The sequence below is a fragment of the Legionella steelei genome, from assembly GCF_001468005.1.
Classification (GTDB): domain Bacteria; phylum Pseudomonadota; class Gammaproteobacteria; order Legionellales; family Legionellaceae; genus Legionella; species Legionella steelei.
Map to the genome: position 1 here is coordinate 302818 of NZ_LNYY01000021.1, position 16431 is coordinate 319248.

Consider the following 16431-nt stretch of genomic DNA (forward strand, 5'->3'; position numbering starts at 1 on the left):
GAGGGTTGTGTTTCTTGCATTTCCCTATTAATAATAAATTAATATTAAAATGTTATTATTAAGTTGTAGCGATATCATCTCCTAGGTTATAAATCATACACTATCGCTACTTTAAACTTTTCTATATACAAACATCAAAAACATAACCGGTGTTATCTCGAGTGACGCGAAACCCTGCCACTATTCTTTTTTCTCATACCCCTGATTGATACATCGAAACCAGCTTTGCTTATTGGATTGAATGACACGTAATAGTTATTTAATCATTTTTTACTATAATTAAACAAAAAGCATCCTTTTATAGGGGACAAATCCTATGATATTCAAAATTGCAGGTGTGGCTACGACACTTAGCTTTGATGTACTACAGGATGTCATTTTGCGCGCATTAAAAAGCGAAGGTAAAGAATTTACGATTGAGGTTTTTGATGAGCGTGATAACCATATAGCCTCTGCACTCATCGATGTATCTGGTTCATCTGTTGCACTTGACGAACTACCTCTTACAGAACATTTTAAAAACACTCACATAGACAATCCAACGGCAATTGTTGCGCAAAAAAATACAATTCTAGCTGCCTTAACGAACTCACTAACACAACTCAATGACGAAATTAAAAGACAGCCCGGACGGGTGGCTGAGCAACTCGTTAAGTACCGAGAGCTTTTTATGTATTACCCTTTTGAGGCATCGGCACTACATCAATTTATTCATAACAATAAAGAATATCAAAGCGTCTTTGAAGCGTTTTTACCCGGATTCTCTCAACTGAGCACAAAGGAATTTCAAACAGCATTAGGAGGTCTTTATGGAGAATTCGTTTCTCGAGAAAAAGACCTTGCTTCAACTCTAATCGATGAAGAACAAAGAAAAGATATTGTTCGCAAGTCTGAAGCGAGCGTCGCTCGTAAACAAGGAGAAATGGCCGCTTTCCTTGCTGCCCCCCAAAATGTACCTATGCTTGTTTTTTTGGCTGGTGAATTACCAAAATTCGCAGTCGCCGCTGCAGCTTGGGATAGCTACTCGAGAAGCGCTCAAGAAAAGCATGCTCAAAAGCAAAAAGAACTCGAGGAGCAATTTAATCACGCCAGGCAAAAAGAAATCTTAGCAACTGATACGCGTTTGCAAACGTATGCTCGAAGTGTGTTGGGCTTATACATTAAACAGTTCCCGGAACAATACAAGGAAGCTACCAGGATTGATATCCCAGAGCAGTTTTTAAAACATGCAGGCATGAGGCAAAAAATTATAAAGCTATTATTCCCAGCCGAACCTAGAATGGACCTAACTAAACCTTTAAAACAGCCTGATTTTGAACACGTGCTTGCATTAATTAATAATGATTCTTTGGTCAACAATCCCAAATTGATGGATTTATATGTTCATGAATATATTGACAACTATTCTCACAAACAAAATTTCAAAGAGTATAACCTGTCCTATCTGTTTTTAGATAAATTTCATATGAGCGAGAGCACGTTTGAAAAGACTAATCTTGCAAATTCAACCTTATCCAATGGCCGCTTTTTCAATGCAAGTTTTGAGAAAGCCATTTTAACTAATGCTGATTTACACGGCTCTGACTTTTCTTTTGCCAATTTTTCGGGCGCAGATTTGCGTGGCGCAAATCTCAAGGGAGCCATACTCGATTATGTCCACTGGGGGCGTGCTGTACTTTCTGAGAGTACAGTAATTGATTGGGATAAGTATGGTGCAGATATCATATTAAGCCAGTTAAAAGCTATTGGCCAGGCAACGGATTTAAATAGAGCGCAACAAAAGGCGGAAGCGAAACAGTGTATCAATTTGATTTTACCCAAGATCAGTTCGAATAAATCTTTATTAAAACTGGTTGCGCTTATTGAGGGTAAACACAAGGACTACGCATACCTTAGAGAGGAACAAGCGCAGTGGCGTTTTAACCAATATGGAAATACGAGAACATGGTCAACCATCATTGGCCGAATTAAGGAACAGTTAGACTGCAATGTTGCCCTGGAGGGTAAAAAGCAAGAAGAGGAAAAGGAGAGCTATACCGGAGAAGAGTACAAAACCTTTCTTAAAATCATGGACGAGCATCGAGGCCGAGGGTTTGGATCTGTTTCTCATTCCAAATTATATGAACATTTTTCTGAGGATGAGCTGAATGGTATACAATCAATGAAGATTTCTAAAAAATAGATGTCAATGTAACCATACTAGAGTAAGTCACACACTTTGTTGGTAATCACATCTTCTCAATGTGTACAAATACCGATATAATTGCACAACGATTAAAAAGCATTCTGCTCATAAATACAATCGTCTATTATCCTGATTTAAGAAGAAGCCATCATGCTATCCAGGTTATTTCAGCTACCACTTGTAGCGCTCATTGTTATCTCACTATTGGGTTGCTGTATGGAAATCGACATTTCCTTGCCCAGTTTTCCTAGCATTATGACGTTTTTCGGCAGCACAGAAGCACAAGTCCAAAGCACTTTAAGTCTTAATTTTTTAGCATTCTGCCTTTCTGGTTTGCTCTATGGTCCATTATCTGAAGCTCTAGGGCGACGTGGTTTAATGCTTTTTGGAGCAACCTGTTTCTTAATTGGGGCAGTTGGTTGTGTGTTTTCATTTTCGATATACCAATTAATGTTTTGGCGTTTTATTCAAGGTTTGGGCGCAAGTAGCACGGTAGTGATGGGGTTTGCCATGGTCTCGGATCGGTATCATGGCGAAGTGGCTGCACATTATATTGGTAAAATTAATGCTTATGTTACTATTTTTATGGCAGCAGCGCCTATTTTAGGCAGTGCCATTATCAACTATTTTACTTGGCGCGCTAATTTTTCCTTCGTAGCTATGATTGCTTTGATTTCATGGTTTTTTTTGATATGGCAATTACCGGAAACCAAAACTGAAAAACAACCTTTAAAAGTTTCGACCCTCTTTAAAGACTATTGGACGGTTTCCACACATGGGCCGTTTTTAATTTATGCCAGCATGCCCAATATGTTAGTTACAGCTTATTTAACTTTTGTCGGTAGTGCGTCGTTTTATTATATTAACACCTGTAAATTAACTTATTTCCAATTTGCCATGCAGCAAGGATTAATTGTCTTACTCTTTTCGCTTACCAGTTTTTATGCTGAAAAAGTGATCAACCGAATTGGAAGCCGAAAAGCAGTTCATTTAGGGATGATGTGTTGTGCTATATCTATTGTGCTTTTTACTTATTTCGCATTCCAGTATCCTGATTCACCACGTTTGATCACTTTTGCCATGTGCTGGTTGGCTGTGGGCTGCGCATTTCCGATGAGTGTGATTTTTGCACAATCTTTGGAAATTTTACCGAATCTCAAGGGTGTGTGCTCTTCATTCATCATGTCAACGCGTTTGTTTATTTCATCTGGAGCTGTTGCTTTAACGGGCCTTTTATTTGATGGCTCGATGCGCCCCGTAGTCCTTGTTATTGATGGGGCTATCATTTTAGGATTGGGCATGTATTTTATCATAGAACGCAAAATGCTTCCTAAAGACAGCCTAGTAAATGCCGCTTGAGATTCTTTGTATTGTAGCCTGGGTGAAGCGACGCGGAACCCGGGGAACAGCGTTTGATTTTTTATCTGCAATTCGGGCTACGGCTTTTCCTTCACCCAGGCTATTTTTTGACTGCCAGCAATCGTGGTAGCTGCCTTAAATTTTTAATTGATGGGCCTGTTTGTTTTTATGAATTGATTGTGTTAAAAGTCATGTACCTAATGCTGCAATAACGCTGCAAATATCCTTTATTATCAAGAGATTTTCATGGATGAAAATAATAATAAATCCCTAACTTTCCGTGTTTGGGTAGTCTGTGCGCTGGGTTTGTTTATTGATGGTTATGATTTATATATTGCTTCAGTCGCAGAGCCATTCATTAATGCGATATATCATCCTTCTGCGCTTATGATTGGTCTTACGCAGGCAGCAGCGCCTCTCGGTGCAGTATTCGGTGCAATCATTGTTGGGCGATTGGCGGATATGCTGGGTAGGAAAAGCATGCTCATTATCAATCTTATTTTTTTTGTATTTATTGCTATTTGTTCTGCTTTTGCCTGGAGTATCACTTCTCTTTGCATTTTTCGATTTCTACTTGGTTTTGGCGTTGGTGCTGATTATCCCATTTGTGCCGCCTACTTGGCCGAAATGATCCCTGCTCAAAAAAGTGGACAATTTATTGCAACTGCTATGTTTATTAATTGTCTTGCTTCGCCAGTAGGCGTAATTGTTGCCTGGTTTTTATTTAAACTACATCCTCAGCTTGATGTCTGGCGGTGGATATTTGCTTCAGGGGCAATTCCTGCGATAGTAGGGCTGTTATTCAGAGCCAAGTTACCAGAAAGTTTTTTATGGAAAGTCCATCAAAATTTAAAACCGCAATCAAAACGTTCTGTTTTGACACATTACCGACTGATTTTTTCTCCAAGAATGATAAGAGTTACTCTGTGCCTTTGTTTTTGCTGGTTTTTATTAGACATATCCTATTATGGAATAGGACTATTTACTCCTTACGTGTTACACGCATTTAATCTGTCTAGTGACGTTAATTTCCTGAGTGCACAAACTGAGGTACTGAAAAGTACTTTAGTGGTCAATGTTTTTGTGTCCTTAGGTGCTTTTGCCGTTATTTTTTTTGTTAATCAAGTACCGCTGATTAAACTGCAGCGAATAGGATTCTTTTTTTCATTTTTGGGATTGCTAATCCTGAGCATAAGCTATCTGTTTCCAAGCCTCGGTATTATTTTTACCGGGTTTATATTATTCAATTTTTTTATAAACTTTGGTCCAGGAATTACAACGTATCTTTTGCCAGCAAAGATCTATAGTCCTGAGTTTAAAGCTACAGGGCATGGCTTAGCGGCAGGGACTGGAAAATTGGGAGCATTTATTGGAACTATATTTTTACCAATTTTCCAAGCCCGACTGGGTATCTATCTGACATTAGCTATTCTTGCTAGCACTCTTTTGCTGGGGTGGTTGTTCACAAAATGGCTAGAACAAGAAGAAAATAAATTAACTAATTTCTCGGATTCAATTTCTGAAAGTACATTGTTATCAACGTCTTGAAAGGTGAAATTATGGATTATCAATTGAGTGAAGAACAACACCGTTTTTGGAAAGAGCAGGGATTTGTGTTCATATCCAATTTTCTTTTTGGGGATATGAAACAACAACTGCAAAGGTGGTGTGATGAGTTAACATCCTGGCCTGAAACACCAGGAAAATGGATGAAATATTTTGAAATGAATGCCCAGGGAGAACGTCAACTTTGTCGCGTTGAAAATTTTATTGATTATCATCAAGGAATGCATGAGGTTGCCAATAGTGTGCGCACTATAAACTTAGTCTCTTCATTAATGGGAGAGCAAGCTGCGATTTTCAAAGAAAAAATTAACTATAAATTTCCCGGTGGCGGGGGATTTAAGCCACATCAAGATGCTCCGGCGTTTATTAGTTTTAAGCAGCGTTTTCACATCACAATGATGGTGGCTATAGATGATTGCACTTTAGAAAATGGGTGTTTGCAAGTGGTTAAAGGCGGTGCGAATAAGCCGACAATTCTTCCTCAAGAGGCTGACGGTTCCATTAAAAATGAGATGGCTTCCAAATTTCACTGGTCTCCAATTGAATGTAAGACAGGAGATATTATTTTATTTGACTCCTATCTACCCCATTATTCTGAGCCTAATCGCAGTAATAATCCTCGTCGGGCAATTTTTATTACCTTTAGTAAATTTTCTGAAGGTGGGTTTAAACGTGATGCCTATTATAAGGACAAGCGAGAACACTTTCCGCCTGACTGTGAGCGTGACCCCAATAAAGATTATTCAGCAGGCGCTGCCATTTATAATGTTGCTAATCCTATTTCTGAAGTGATGCTATGAATACCATAAATTATATTGATCAAAAAATTGATAAGGTTTTTCACTATTTATATGATGCTAAAAATTTGGATTACATAGGAGAGCCTGTTTCCCAATTTGAACATGCACTACAGTGTGCTTATTTTGCCGAGCAAGCAGGGCATAGTCAGGAAGTCATTCTTGCATGCTTATTTCATGATATAGGACATTATGTTTTGGACAATCAAAATAGGATGGCTGATTTAGGTGTAGTACATCATGAATGGATAGGGGCGAGTTTAGCCTATGGGCTAGGATTCTCTGCAAAAGTTGCTTTGCTCATTGGCCATCACGTGAATGCCAAGCGTTATCTGGCAGGAAAGAAAAAAGAGTATTTTGAGCGTTTATCTGCAGCAAGTAAAAAAACGCTTTTTTTTCAAGGCGGGGTGATGCTTGAAGAAGAGATGGTGCTTTTTGAAAAAAATATCCATTTTAAAGACATATTACGTGTGCGGGTTAATGATGAAAAAGCCAAAGAAATGGACATAGAGATCCCCGACCTTACTTATTATCGCCCTTATTTATACAGGCATTTTGAGGAAACTGAGAGAACAACTGAGAGCATAATGCTCCCCGATTATGTTGATGATAAATGGGTAGAGCAATTTAAAGCATTTCTGGAGAGTGAATGCTATGAGAAAGCGAGTATGTTGGGTTGAATAACCCAACTATCCTAAGTGCATTAATGCGCCTATAAAAGATAAAAGAGGATTTGGCACTTCATGTGCAACGGGGGTGGCTGGAGTAAACAAATAAAGAATAAGTGTTATCAGAAAAATCAGTGCAGAAACATAAAATATAATTTTTACTGGAGATTTTGCTGAAGGATTTGTTCCTTTCTGTCTATATTCGATGACCCCTGAAATAATTGCTATAACTAAAAAAATAAAAGCTATTTTCAACATTTTATCTTTCCTTTTACAGAGTTAAGGATCATTCATCGCATTTTATGTAAAAACAAAAAAAGCGTGAGTACATTAAAAATACAACTGCTTATTAAAGAGTATAACAACGATTTTTAAAGAGTGCTTGGATATGCAATAATTGTTCTTTATGAAAAAATATCGATCTATTTAAAAAAAATGTTAAAATAGAACCTGATCGTGTAAGCCGGTTGCCCGATTATCCCTCAAGGGCCAAGAATAAATGCACATGCAAACAACTCGTGAAAAAAAACAACTGTGGATTATTTTACTTATTGTCTTAATTAGTTTTGTCGGTTCCTCCATCGTTTATCCTATTCTTCCACCTTTGTTTTTACAATCTACCGATCAATTAATTATCTCTCCGGAATGGAGTGAAACGGGTAGACGTATTTTACTGGGGCTAACTCTCGCGATTTTTCCTCTGGGGCAATTCATTGGCGCTCCTATTCTGGGAAGAAATTCTGACTTGTATGGACGCAAAAAAATACTGGTCCTTAGTTTGGCTGGAAGTGTGCTCGGGTATGTATTGACTGTCATTGCGTTTTGGATAAACAGTTTTTGGCTACTATTATTTAGTCGCTTTTTAACAGGATTCATGGAGGGTACTTTTGCTGTTGCAAGGGCATTGGCGTCAGAACTGACTACCATTAATAAGTTTGTAAGCTTTGGGCGGATCAACAGTATGGCTGGTGTTGGTTACATTATTGGACCAATCATTGGTGGCTTATTATCCAACTCACAACTTGTGCCTTGGTTTTCATGGTCATTTCCTTTTACTGTTGCAGCACTTGCGTCAGTGATAACTTTAGGACTTGCTTGGTGGAAATTGCCGGAGCATAAAGCCATACGCACACCCCAAAAAGAATCTATACTAAGACAACTCAATATTATCCAACAATTCAAACTTTTGTTGCAGCAACACCCGCATTTGAAACCGTTACTTATTATCAGCACGTTGTTTACTTTTGCAGTAGATATGTTTTATGAGTTTGGTCCGGTTTATCTGGCCGGAAAATGGCTCATGTCACCCAGCATGATTGCGCTGTATAATGCTGTTTTATCCGCGGCACTTGCTATAGGCGCTTCATGGCTTCCACGTCTTCTTTCAAAACACCTACCTATTCATAAAATTATTATTTTGGCCATGCTAGCGACTACTTTGATTTTTGCGGCGATGATTGCTTTGCAAAATCCCATAGCGATGTTTTTCTTTTTTGCGCTCATTGGATTTAGTATTACCAGCGTTGTAACCACTTTGACAATTCACATCTCAAATAGGTCACATGCAACCATTCAAGGTGAAGTCATGGGGGCGCAATTAAGTTTGCGCACGCTAGGTGATGCCATTATTTGTTTTGCCGGTGGTTTATTGATTGTTTTATCCATTATTTTGCCCATTATTTTATGTTGCCTCACTGCATTGACCGCCTGCATTCTCTGTTTGATGTATTTAAAACCGAAGGTCGAAGAGTTTAAGAAGGATTCATTTACATCGTAAGTGTTTGTTTGATCAACTATACCTGGAATATCACTGCAAAGCTTCTAGATGTTTGTATGGCCAAGTTTTTCCTCAATTATGGTGGTCCAGGAGGTTACTATTTTGCATCTGACTCAAGAGAATATCGTTAGTAATGAAATAAGTTGGAAACTTTTCTCTATTATGATTTTTCATCCATTGAGGTGCTGCAAAACGCATCTTTATTTTCAAATTGTTCTAATATTTATAATAAGCAGTGTGATATTTGGAGAAAACAATGCCTAGTGTTGCCGAGGAATTAATTAAAGAGCGTAAAATAAAGCAGCAGATAGCTCAAGAGGCCTATGATGCGGAAGTGCTTAAGTCAATATTAGGCCAAAAAAAAATACAAACCGTTTATGAGACTATGCTCAAAGATGGTAGTGCAGATCCTAGTAAGTTTTTGAGCACTATGGAGAGTTCCGAAAAAGCCGCTCATGCTGCTGCACAGGCGAAGCATGAATTGAATAATGCTAAAGCTGAGGTAGCTCATGGAGAGTATCTGAAAGAGAGAGAGGGCTTAGATGCTCAAAAAAATACGCTTGAGCAACAAGGTAAATTTACTGCGGAAATGCGCAAAGAGTATGAGCAAAAATGTGAAGCGGCGTATCAAAAATATGTAGATACAAAAAAACAATTAGATAAAGATAGCGAGGCAGGCTGGAATGCATATAAAGAGTTTTGCCAAGATAATAGGAAAAAATATGATGCTCTTATAAATCCCGATGACACTATGAGTCTATCTGCACCTTCTGAAACTCAGACTTCTCCAACAGTAGTTACACCGCTACCATCTGCTCCCAAAAAGGATGTGTCTGTTGTCAGTGCACTCAATGATGAGATTATGAAGAAATTTCAAGAAACCTTTAAAGACAATCAATGGTACAAAGATAATCCACCGAAAAAAGGTGATGATGGTAAGCTCAGCTTAGCCTTCAAATCAGATGAGGATATGCACACATTTTTCGAAAAGCTTGCTAAAGAAAATAAAAATTTTATCATCGTTGATGGAAAAACAAATGAAGTTATGGGGTATGCAAAAGATGGAAAATTGTGTCACGCAAACGGAGATGAATTTAAGAAAGGAGACGCGCTCAAACCGGGAGGCACAAAGCTCGATTCTTTCAAAATGCCAGAGCCACAACCAGAGACAACACAAAGCAATACGCTCTAGTATGTCAATGCAACTCACTATGCTATCCCTGCACAGGCAGGGAGCAATTTATTGCTAAATCATGGATGGATTTTCCGTCTGGCGGGAAATGAATACCACAAAGCATGTTCGGAGATTAAACCTCAGCAATCGCGGCATGTTCAATAGAGATTTGTTTCCTAGCACTTTTATGAATCATGTAAATCAATGCAGTTCCTAAAAGGGCACAGACTGGTATAACAAGCAAGGCATGATGGTATGATTGAAGACTGTATTGTCTTAATCCATTTGCACTTAAACCTCCTTCCCAGTAACAATCCATGATTTTACCAATTAAAGTATGAAAAAATGATCCACCAAACATATTGATACAATTTAGAAACGCTATGGTTATTCCTAAATGTTTACTGGATACGAGGGTCGCCCCTGCTGCAAAGACAATTACTTGATAGCAGCACATTAATCCGATAGTGAAGAATAAAGCACTAAGTAGCCACCAATTGCTTACATTCTCAGTAAGAAGTGCAAGAAAAGCCAGGGATAGCCCAACGCCACAAATTCCTATTACTGTGTAACTTCCTAGTTTCTTGCTAAGAAAAGCAAGTACTGGCCCACCAAATAACATACCCACGAAAATAAAAGAGACAAGTAGGGCTGCATCCGATTTAGTTAATCCATAAGCGGTAGTTAAATAGGGCACGCCCCATACATCAGCAAAACCTTCAAGCGCACCCACCAGCAGCAAATTAGCTAAGGCAAGAACCCATAATCTCTTTACAGTAAATAAAACAGATAAATGAGACACGTTTATATCAGGCGATTTTGTTGTTTTAAAGTTTTTTGGGGTCCGTACGATCAAGTAAGTTAAAAATCCTATAGCGATAGAACAGAGCGCTAAGATGAATCCTACATGCTGGCCACCATAGTTTGAGAGTAAGTGAGTCAATGGTCTGCCGCCATAGACTGCCCCTAACAGTCCAACACTAAAAGAAAATCCAATCATTTGAGAGTACTGATTGTTACGAAACCATTCAGAGACAACTTTGGATACCCCTAAAAAACCAACAGCCGAACTTGCTCCAATTAAGAATCTGCTGAATATAGCGAGGTGAAAATTATTGGTAGAGGCAAAGAGTAGGGCACCCAAGCCACAAAGGAGAGCAAAGATAAAAACTATTACTCTGGCGCCAAATTTTTCTAGTAAGAGCGCCATAGGGATTTGCATTCCAGCATATCCATAATAATAAAATGCCGCCAAGAAGCCAAAATTGGATGCATCGATAGAAAATTGAGTCATTATTTCTTGCATCATCAATCCTGGCCAAAGACGTAATATAAATTGAAGCGCAAAAAATGAAAGTGGAAAAAACCACATAACAAAAGGCAAGTAATTGTTTGTAAATTTAAAAAAATTGTTGTGAGTCACGATACCCTCCAGCATTCATAATCAGTTATTTAAAAATCCGAGTGTCTCCCTAGAGAGGTTCGGATTAGGAAATAGCTGACCGCTCTAGGGTAAAGAGGGCAAAATAATAATAATAATCTGTGCTGAAGAAATTGCTACAGCCAAAGAATCATGGCATAGCGATACTTTTGCAGTGGACACTGCAGGGAATGTATTGCTTTGGTTCGTTTGACGATGATTCATATTGATGGCAGATTGATTAAATTTTATCTATTGTTTGGTTAACATATCAAATTGGACTTCATGGTGTCAATTTAATTTTTTGAAAGATGTCAATTTGTACCCGTGCCATTCCCATGCAGGCTGGGCTGTTCAGTCTGGCCTAACTTTATTTAGCCATTTTTTTGAGGTGGTTGGAATGACATTTTCACTCCAAATTGTCTAAAATGAGCATATGGATATTAATAACATACTCATATGGACATAAACTATAAGCTTGTGAAGCCCTCTATTGTTTTTAAAGAATACGTGAATAAGTATGCTTACATTGGATTAAGTATTTCCATTATTAGTATATTAATCGCTTCATTCATCGTGTCTTATCAAATAACAGGCTTTATTAACGTTAATGGCTTTCTTAGAGCACAATCATCAAATCCTGCGATTTGGATTCTTGATCTCACCCCCTTTCTTTTCGCTTATTGGGGGCAGGCGTTTTGTTATGGATTGGCCAATACGGCAGAAACACTCGTTGCGGATAAAACTCAGGAGCTTCTCTATAAAAGCGGTGATCTGGAGTCAAAGCTAAAATATGAGAGTGAGCATGATTTTTTTACTCAGTTGCCAAATTCGCTTCTATTTCGTGAGCAGGTTACGCAAGCCATTAATAAAATTGAGAAGTCGAATGAGTTGGCAGTTATTCTCTTAAAGTTAAATGACTTTAAAGCAATTCATAATAATTTCGGTAATTTTAATGCAAACAGTGTCTTAATGCAGTTCGTAAAAAAATTAAAAGATATGTTACTTTCCCCTTTTATGCTCCAGGCTACTATGGGCATGAATAGTGTTGCCCGGATGGAGGGTGATGAATTTGCTTTATTGTTGCCAAGATTGAATAAAAATATTAATTGGGACAAGCTGTTGAATGCCATTATTGATGCGACTACGCTTAATTTTATTGTGGACAGCATTCATGTAAACATCAGTACTACTGCGGGTGCAGCTATCTATCCCCATGATGGGGATGAGGAGCTCTCATTAGTCAATCATGCGCGCACAGCAGTTTTTCATGCAAGAAAGAAGGACAAGCCTTTTGCTCTTTATCATTCAAATATGGAAGATGATTTTACTACAAACCGAATTGTGGTGAATGGCTTAAAAAAATCAATAGAAAATCAAGAAATGAAGATTTATTTTCAACCCACAGTTGAACTGGCAACAGGTAAAATAATAGGTGCTGAGGCCATGGTCAGCTTTGTGCATGAAAAATATGGACTAATCAGTATGGAAAAATTTATATCGCTTATTGAGGGAACAAGTCTAATTCAGCAATTAACACGGTTTATGTTAACCAATGTCACAAAACAATTAGCGCTTTGGCATCAGGCTGGACATAAAATTTTTGTGTCGGTTAATTTATCAGGCCAAGATGCCATTGACAGGAAATTACCTGCTTTTGTAGCGAAATTACTTAATGAAAATAAAATTCCTTCTGAGTATTTAATACTCGAATTCAATGAACGCGCCTGCTTAGCAGAGCAAGCAAAATCAATTGATGTGTTAAACCAATTAAGTAATCTAGGTGTTAAAATCGCGATACATGATTTTTGTAGCGGTTATGCTTCATTTATTTATCTGGTCAATTTCCCTATCAATGAAATAAAAATTGAAAAGTCTCTTATTTTGAATATGGTTAAAGATAAGAAAAAATCTAAAATTGTCGAGGCCATTATTAAACTGGCCCAAACTTTCGAGCTAGAAGTTTTGGCCGATGGAGTAGAAAGCCAGGAAATTAGAGAGCAACTGAAACAGTATGGTTGCAGGTATGGGCAAGGATTTTATTTCTCTCGTCAGATGAGTCCGTATGAGTTTATGGTGTTGTTAACTGCGGATGCAGCATAGTCATAGCCCAACACTTTTAATTAGTTAAACCAGTCCCAGGCACATTTTTTTTATCTTTATCTGCAACAGGATCAGGCGGGGTAACTGCATTAAATACACCAACTTTTCCTAAAGCTTCAGCTAAGCTATGGGGACTCTGAACTGAAACACTGGAATCTGCAAGTTCACTGGCCATGGGCTTTGGAATAGATAGATCTATGCCAGGCGGGGGTGGTGTTACAGGCGGTATTGTTGTTTGCAGTCCAGATGACACTGCTGATGGTATGACGGGTTTAGGGTAAGTTTTAGAGAGTGCTTCACCTACTGGAACCCCTGCTTTTGTTTGAATCACGGCTCCAGTCAAACCTATTTTATCGGCCGCTTCTATAGCCCCCTCTACATATTCTCTATTAGCTGATTCGAGAATTAAATCAACACTTTTTCCAGCAAAAAAGCGATTAAGGGTGCCATCAAATAAACAAGGTGCGATGTCTTCTTTTCTCTGCGTACATAGGTTTAAATCGCCTCTATAGGTTACTTTATTATATACTCCTTTAATGGAGGCCAATAATTCAAGTAGTTTGCCTTTAACAACCTCATCATTGTATGGGGTGCCAACATCTATCTCTGTGTATTGCATGTCTTTTGGCTTGAAATCTTTGATTCTCGCTCTGAGTAGGGGCGCGGCATTCATTTTAGACTGAAGTTTATCATGATAACTTGCAACAACCAGCTCATGGCCGGGGGTAATTGCATAAGTAATATAAATTGAAGGCATAATAATAACCTCTCTTATTTTCGGGGAAAAACAAGAATTAATCTATTTAACTATAATATAGACTATTTGCGTTGTTTTTGATTTATTTTGGCGACCGCGCATAGGCAGATTCAGTAGTTGACTCAAGCAATTTCTCATAATATTTAATAAAAAAATCCTTTGCTTGTGACGGCGATTCAAACCCTAGGGAATTACTGCATTTCAAGCCTAGTCCGAGACTTGCGTTGTGTATGCTGTACTGGCTCTCTTTTAAAATTGATTCAGCATAATCTAGTGACTCTAAAACACGTGTATATGCTTCTTTTGCTTGTTTTAGCTCAAAATTCTTGTGTAGCCATAAACAGTAATGTGCCATTGCCTCAGCTAAAACCATATAACCGTAACTGCCATAATGAGGGAGCATGAGCTTGCTATTGGCGATAAGCTTACTATAAAGAGTTTCAGATTCTTTAGCGTTAGCCTGTTGCAGTTGCTGGTAAATGTATGTGTTGTAACGTTGTGTCGCATGAACAGAACCATATTGAATCGCCATTTTAAGCGATTCAAGTTCAGAAAATCCAAAATCACGATTTATTTCTTTTCTTATTTTTTGGGAAAAATAAAAAAAATGAGCTCCTCGTACTAAATCAAACTGATTTAATTGGGGCTGGGAAAACAATAAAATGGAAGACATGCTATTTTGTTGCGTCAATGCTGCGCCATAGGAGCACCAAATTTTGGTCCAGTACCCTGTGAGTTCAGTACGCCTACAAAATGCTTCGAAAGCTGGATTGTGATGTGCGATGCGAGTAATGGTTTCAATGCCTGGATTTTTAATGAGCTCATGTTTTTTCTCATCATTTGCCTGATTAAATACATAAATAAATAATTTATCGCTTGCTGTTAATTTTAATGACGTATTGAACGTCTTAAAATTAAAAAATGAGTACATGCTTTTTATGCCTTTTTCTAAGTGTTCAATCTATTGCTTGGGACTGATTTATTTTGCGCAGGCTTAATATCTTCTTCAAGTTAAGGACGTTATGAGGAGATCTTGGCCAAGGCTTATCGCCGTCAAGCTAAGGGAAAAAATACACAAAATCCCTCGCCCCCCTTGGAGGCGGGTGAGGAGGGGCTTTACCATTTTTTACTTAGCTTTGTGACTATGGGCCAAGGCCCAATCTACGCCATTGAGCAAATTATATGCATTATACAACTGAAGAATGCAGCTGACTATTGCTTTGAACTTAAAAATAGCAATTAAGTGCTAATGCCCCAGTTACGAACTCCGCCGCATGAGGTCCTGTAACAGAAAACCAAACACCACCAATAAGACCTAGATTAGAAGTAAAGTTGTATTCGATGGCAGGGGCCAACGAAACTTGTTCATTTGCTTTTCCACCCACACCCGCAACAGTCCCGCCTGGTGTAAATCCTGGATTACCCTGAAAATTACTTCCTGGGCTGTGAACATATAAAACTTCGAAAACAGGAACCCAGTTTTGCGTGAGTGTATACTCAAAGGCCAAGTCAGCAGAATAACTGTTATCAAGTTTTACTTTACCCACGGTTTGGGGAGCACCACCAAAAACGCTTACTCCATGTACAGTGACATCACTAAACTTCGCACCAACCAAACTTAAACGCGTGCGTAAATAATGTTTATTAGGTAATAGAATCAATTTTTGAAAGTTAAAACCAAGGTAGGTCTGGAACGAACCTAAACCTGTTTGATCGGTGCCCAGTTTTTTGGGGTCTAAATGTTCATAGCGTCCTGTGGGAAAAACTTCTTGAACTACCACGCGCAAATCGGGAAGCCATGAGTTTTCTTTTTGCCGCAAAACTTGCACCCCTGCAGCCAAACTATAATCACCCATGCCATTTCCATGTTCCCCATGATCCCAACTGTAATCATAGGGTAAAGAAGTTTGTAAATCTAAAAAGCTAAGAACCCCTAAACTGACAATAGGAGTCACTTCAAAATTTCTAAACCCATGTGGATAGCCGCTATAAAACGCATAAGGTTCAAAGTTAATATGACCTTTGGGAATTGTTTTTCCAGCAGGTGCAAGTAAAGGTCCAGTGAACCATGGATCAGCAAATGCTGCATTGACAAAAAATAACAATAAAAATAAGAGTCTTGATTTCATAGCGAATAGTTTATGTTAAAAGTTAAAATTTAAAGCTTTTTTCATATTAATGGAATTTATTTTTAACTTGTTTGCTGTGCTTTTTCATAATAAGTGTCGTTGTGAGAGATTGTCGTCAAAATTTTTCACAATTTGAAATATTTTGTGCATCATAAAAATTAGAAGTGGAACTAGTAAGTGTGATGAATGGAGATAAAATATATCGAGCGGTACAAGCTCGGAGCATTTTTGGCTCCGAGCTTGTTATTTATTTTGCAGGAACTTCTTTCCACCAATTGGTTTTGGTTTCTGTTGCCCAATGTCCTTCGCGCATACGAGCAACAAAAGCCTCGGCTTTTTCAGGAGTTGATGATTTTTGATCTAATTTAATGCACCAATCCCATTCACCGGATGTAGACCACATTCCTTCTACGCCATCCCATTTTGCCATTGCATTCATGTCAGACATAGATTTATTACTTTTCACAAAAATTACACTGTTCCATGCATTCATTAT

General features: G+C 38.2%; 14 protein-coding genes. 8 read left to right on the top strand and 6 right to left on the bottom strand.

What is annotated here, in order from left to right:
- Positions 1 to 316: 316 nt before the first annotated feature.
- The 5 genes from Lste_RS16030 (at position 317) to Lste_RS16050 (ending at position 6587) form a co-directional block, all read left to right on the top strand.
- Positions 317 to 2182, top strand: coding sequence for a pentapeptide repeat-containing protein (locus tag Lste_RS16030; RefSeq protein WP_058511996.1), 1866 nt, complete (start codon positions 317 to 319; stop codon positions 2180 to 2182).
- Between the two features lie 153 nt (positions 2183 to 2335).
- On the top strand, positions 2336 to 3544 hold the full coding sequence (locus tag Lste_RS16035; protein ID WP_083504001.1) for a multidrug effflux MFS transporter: 1209 nt from the start codon (positions 2336 to 2338) through the stop codon (positions 3542 to 3544).
- 246 nt (positions 3545 to 3790) lie between these two features.
- Positions 3791 to 5092 carry an MFS transporter gene (locus Lste_RS16040; RefSeq protein WP_058511998.1) on the top strand — a complete coding sequence of 434 codons (1302 nt, stop codon included), beginning with the start codon at positions 3791 to 3793 and terminating at the stop codon, positions 5090 to 5092.
- A gap of 11 nt (positions 5093 to 5103) precedes the next feature.
- Positions 5104 to 5910, top strand: coding sequence for a phytanoyl-CoA dioxygenase family protein (locus tag Lste_RS16045; protein WP_058511999.1), 807 nt, complete (start codon positions 5104 to 5106; stop codon positions 5908 to 5910).
- Positions 5907 to 6587, top strand: a complete 681-nt coding sequence (locus Lste_RS16050; RefSeq protein ID WP_058512000.1) for an HD domain-containing protein — start codon at positions 5907 to 5909, stop codon at positions 6585 to 6587. Before Lste_RS16045 ends, Lste_RS16050 begins: the two co-directional genes overlap by 4 nt.
- A gap of 9 nt (positions 6588 to 6596) precedes the next feature.
- Here Lste_RS16050 and Lste_RS16055 read toward each other — a convergent pair whose 3' ends face one another.
- Positions 6597 to 6833 carry a hypothetical protein gene (locus Lste_RS16055; RefSeq protein WP_058512001.1) on the bottom strand — a complete coding sequence of 79 codons (237 nt, stop codon included), beginning with the start codon at positions 6831 to 6833 and terminating at the stop codon, positions 6597 to 6599.
- 241 nt (positions 6834 to 7074) lie between these two features.
- On the opposite strand from Lste_RS16055, the gene Lste_RS16060 reads away from it, so the two are divergent.
- Together Lste_RS16060 and Lste_RS16065 are read left to right on the top strand one after the other, a co-directional pair.
- Entirely contained in the window at positions 7075 to 8352 is a 1278-nt protein-coding gene (locus Lste_RS16060) for an MFS transporter (protein WP_058512002.1), read from the top strand.
- A 385-nt stretch (positions 8353 to 8737) separates the two neighbouring features.
- The gene (locus Lste_RS16065; protein ID WP_237760511.1) at positions 8738 to 9544 is read left to right on the top strand and encodes a hypothetical protein; all 807 of its coding nucleotides are present in this window, start codon (positions 8738 to 8740) and stop codon (positions 9542 to 9544) included.
- 115 nt (positions 9545 to 9659) lie between these two features.
- On the opposite strand, the gene Lste_RS16070 is transcribed toward Lste_RS16065, so the two are convergent.
- Positions 9660 to 10964, bottom strand: coding sequence for an MFS transporter (locus Lste_RS16070; RefSeq protein ID WP_193393438.1), 1305 nt, complete (start codon positions 10962 to 10964; stop codon positions 9660 to 9662).
- Between the two features lie 441 nt (positions 10965 to 11405).
- Here Lste_RS16070 and Lste_RS16075 point away from each other — a divergent pair, with 441 nt between their 5' ends.
- Positions 11406 to 13049, top strand: a complete 1644-nt coding sequence (locus Lste_RS16075; protein ID WP_058512004.1) for a putative bifunctional diguanylate cyclase/phosphodiesterase — start codon at positions 11406 to 11408, stop codon at positions 13047 to 13049.
- Between the two features lie 16 nt (positions 13050 to 13065).
- On the opposite strand, the gene Lste_RS16080 is transcribed toward Lste_RS16075, so the two are convergent.
- The 4 genes from Lste_RS16080 to Lste_RS16100 form a co-directional block, all read right to left on the bottom strand.
- The gene (locus Lste_RS16080) at positions 13066 to 13806 is read right to left on the bottom strand and encodes a hypothetical protein (RefSeq protein ID WP_058512005.1); all 741 of its coding nucleotides are present in this window, start codon (positions 13804 to 13806) and stop codon (positions 13066 to 13068) included.
- A gap of 82 nt (positions 13807 to 13888) precedes the next feature.
- A complete protein-coding gene (locus Lste_RS16085; protein WP_058512006.1) occupies positions 13889 to 14737 on the bottom strand; it encodes a DUF5630 domain-containing protein in 849 nt (282 codons plus the stop codon).
- A gap of 295 nt (positions 14738 to 15032) precedes the next feature.
- Complete coding sequence (locus tag Lste_RS16095) at positions 15033 to 15935, bottom strand: transporter (RefSeq protein ID WP_058512008.1); 903 nt, start codon at positions 15933 to 15935, stop codon at positions 15033 to 15035.
- A 247-nt stretch (positions 15936 to 16182) separates the two neighbouring features.
- Complete coding sequence (locus Lste_RS16100) at positions 16183 to 16428, bottom strand: hypothetical protein (RefSeq protein ID WP_058512009.1); 246 nt, start codon at positions 16426 to 16428, stop codon at positions 16183 to 16185.
- Positions 16429 to 16431: the final 3 nt, after the last annotated feature.

What these genes read in the sequence shown, in the direction of transcription:
- Lste_RS16095 (WP_058512008.1), bottom strand. Translation starts at nt 15,935, where the DNA reads ATGAAATCAAGACTCTTATTTTTATTGTTATTTTTTGTCAATGCAGCA.
- Lste_RS16060 (WP_058512002.1), top strand. Translation starts at nt 7,075, where the DNA reads ATGCACATGCAAACAACTCGTGAAAAAAAACAACTGTGGATTATTTTA.
- Lste_RS16050 (WP_058512000.1), top strand. Translation starts at nt 5,907, where the DNA reads ATGAATACCATAAATTATATTGATCAAAAAATTGATAAGGTTTTTCAC.
- Lste_RS16035 (WP_083504001.1), top strand. Translation starts at nt 2,336, where the DNA reads ATGCTATCCAGGTTATTTCAGCTACCACTTGTAGCGCTCATTGTTATC.
- Lste_RS16045 (WP_058511999.1), top strand. Translation starts at nt 5,104, where the DNA reads ATGGATTATCAATTGAGTGAAGAACAACACCGTTTTTGGAAAGAGCAG.
- Lste_RS16030 (WP_058511996.1), top strand. Translation starts at nt 317, where the DNA reads ATGATATTCAAAATTGCAGGTGTGGCTACGACACTTAGCTTTGATGTA.
- Lste_RS16085 (WP_058512006.1), bottom strand. Translation starts at nt 14,737, where the DNA reads ATGTACTCATTTTTTAATTTTAAGACGTTCAATACGTCATTAAAATTA.
- Lste_RS16040 (WP_058511998.1), top strand. Translation starts at nt 3,791, where the DNA reads ATGGATGAAAATAATAATAAATCCCTAACTTTCCGTGTTTGGGTAGTC.
- Lste_RS16075 (WP_058512004.1), top strand. Translation starts at nt 11,406, where the DNA reads ATGGACATAAACTATAAGCTTGTGAAGCCCTCTATTGTTTTTAAAGAA.
- Lste_RS16100 (WP_058512009.1), bottom strand. Translation starts at nt 16,428, where the DNA reads ATGAATGCATGGAACAGTGTAATTTTTGTGAAAAGTAATAAATCTATG.
- Lste_RS16080 (WP_058512005.1), bottom strand. Translation starts at nt 13,806, where the DNA reads ATGCCTTCAATTTATATTACTTATGCAATTACCCCCGGCCATGAGCTG.
- Lste_RS16065 (WP_237760511.1), top strand. Translation starts at nt 8,738, where the DNA reads ATGCTCAAAGATGGTAGTGCAGATCCTAGTAAGTTTTTGAGCACTATG.
- Lste_RS16055 (WP_058512001.1), bottom strand. Translation starts at nt 6,833, where the DNA reads ATGTTGAAAATAGCTTTTATTTTTTTAGTTATAGCAATTATTTCAGGG.
- Lste_RS16070 (WP_193393438.1), bottom strand. Translation starts at nt 10,964, where the DNA reads ATGCTGGAGGGTATCGTGACTCACAACAATTTTTTTAAATTTACAAAC.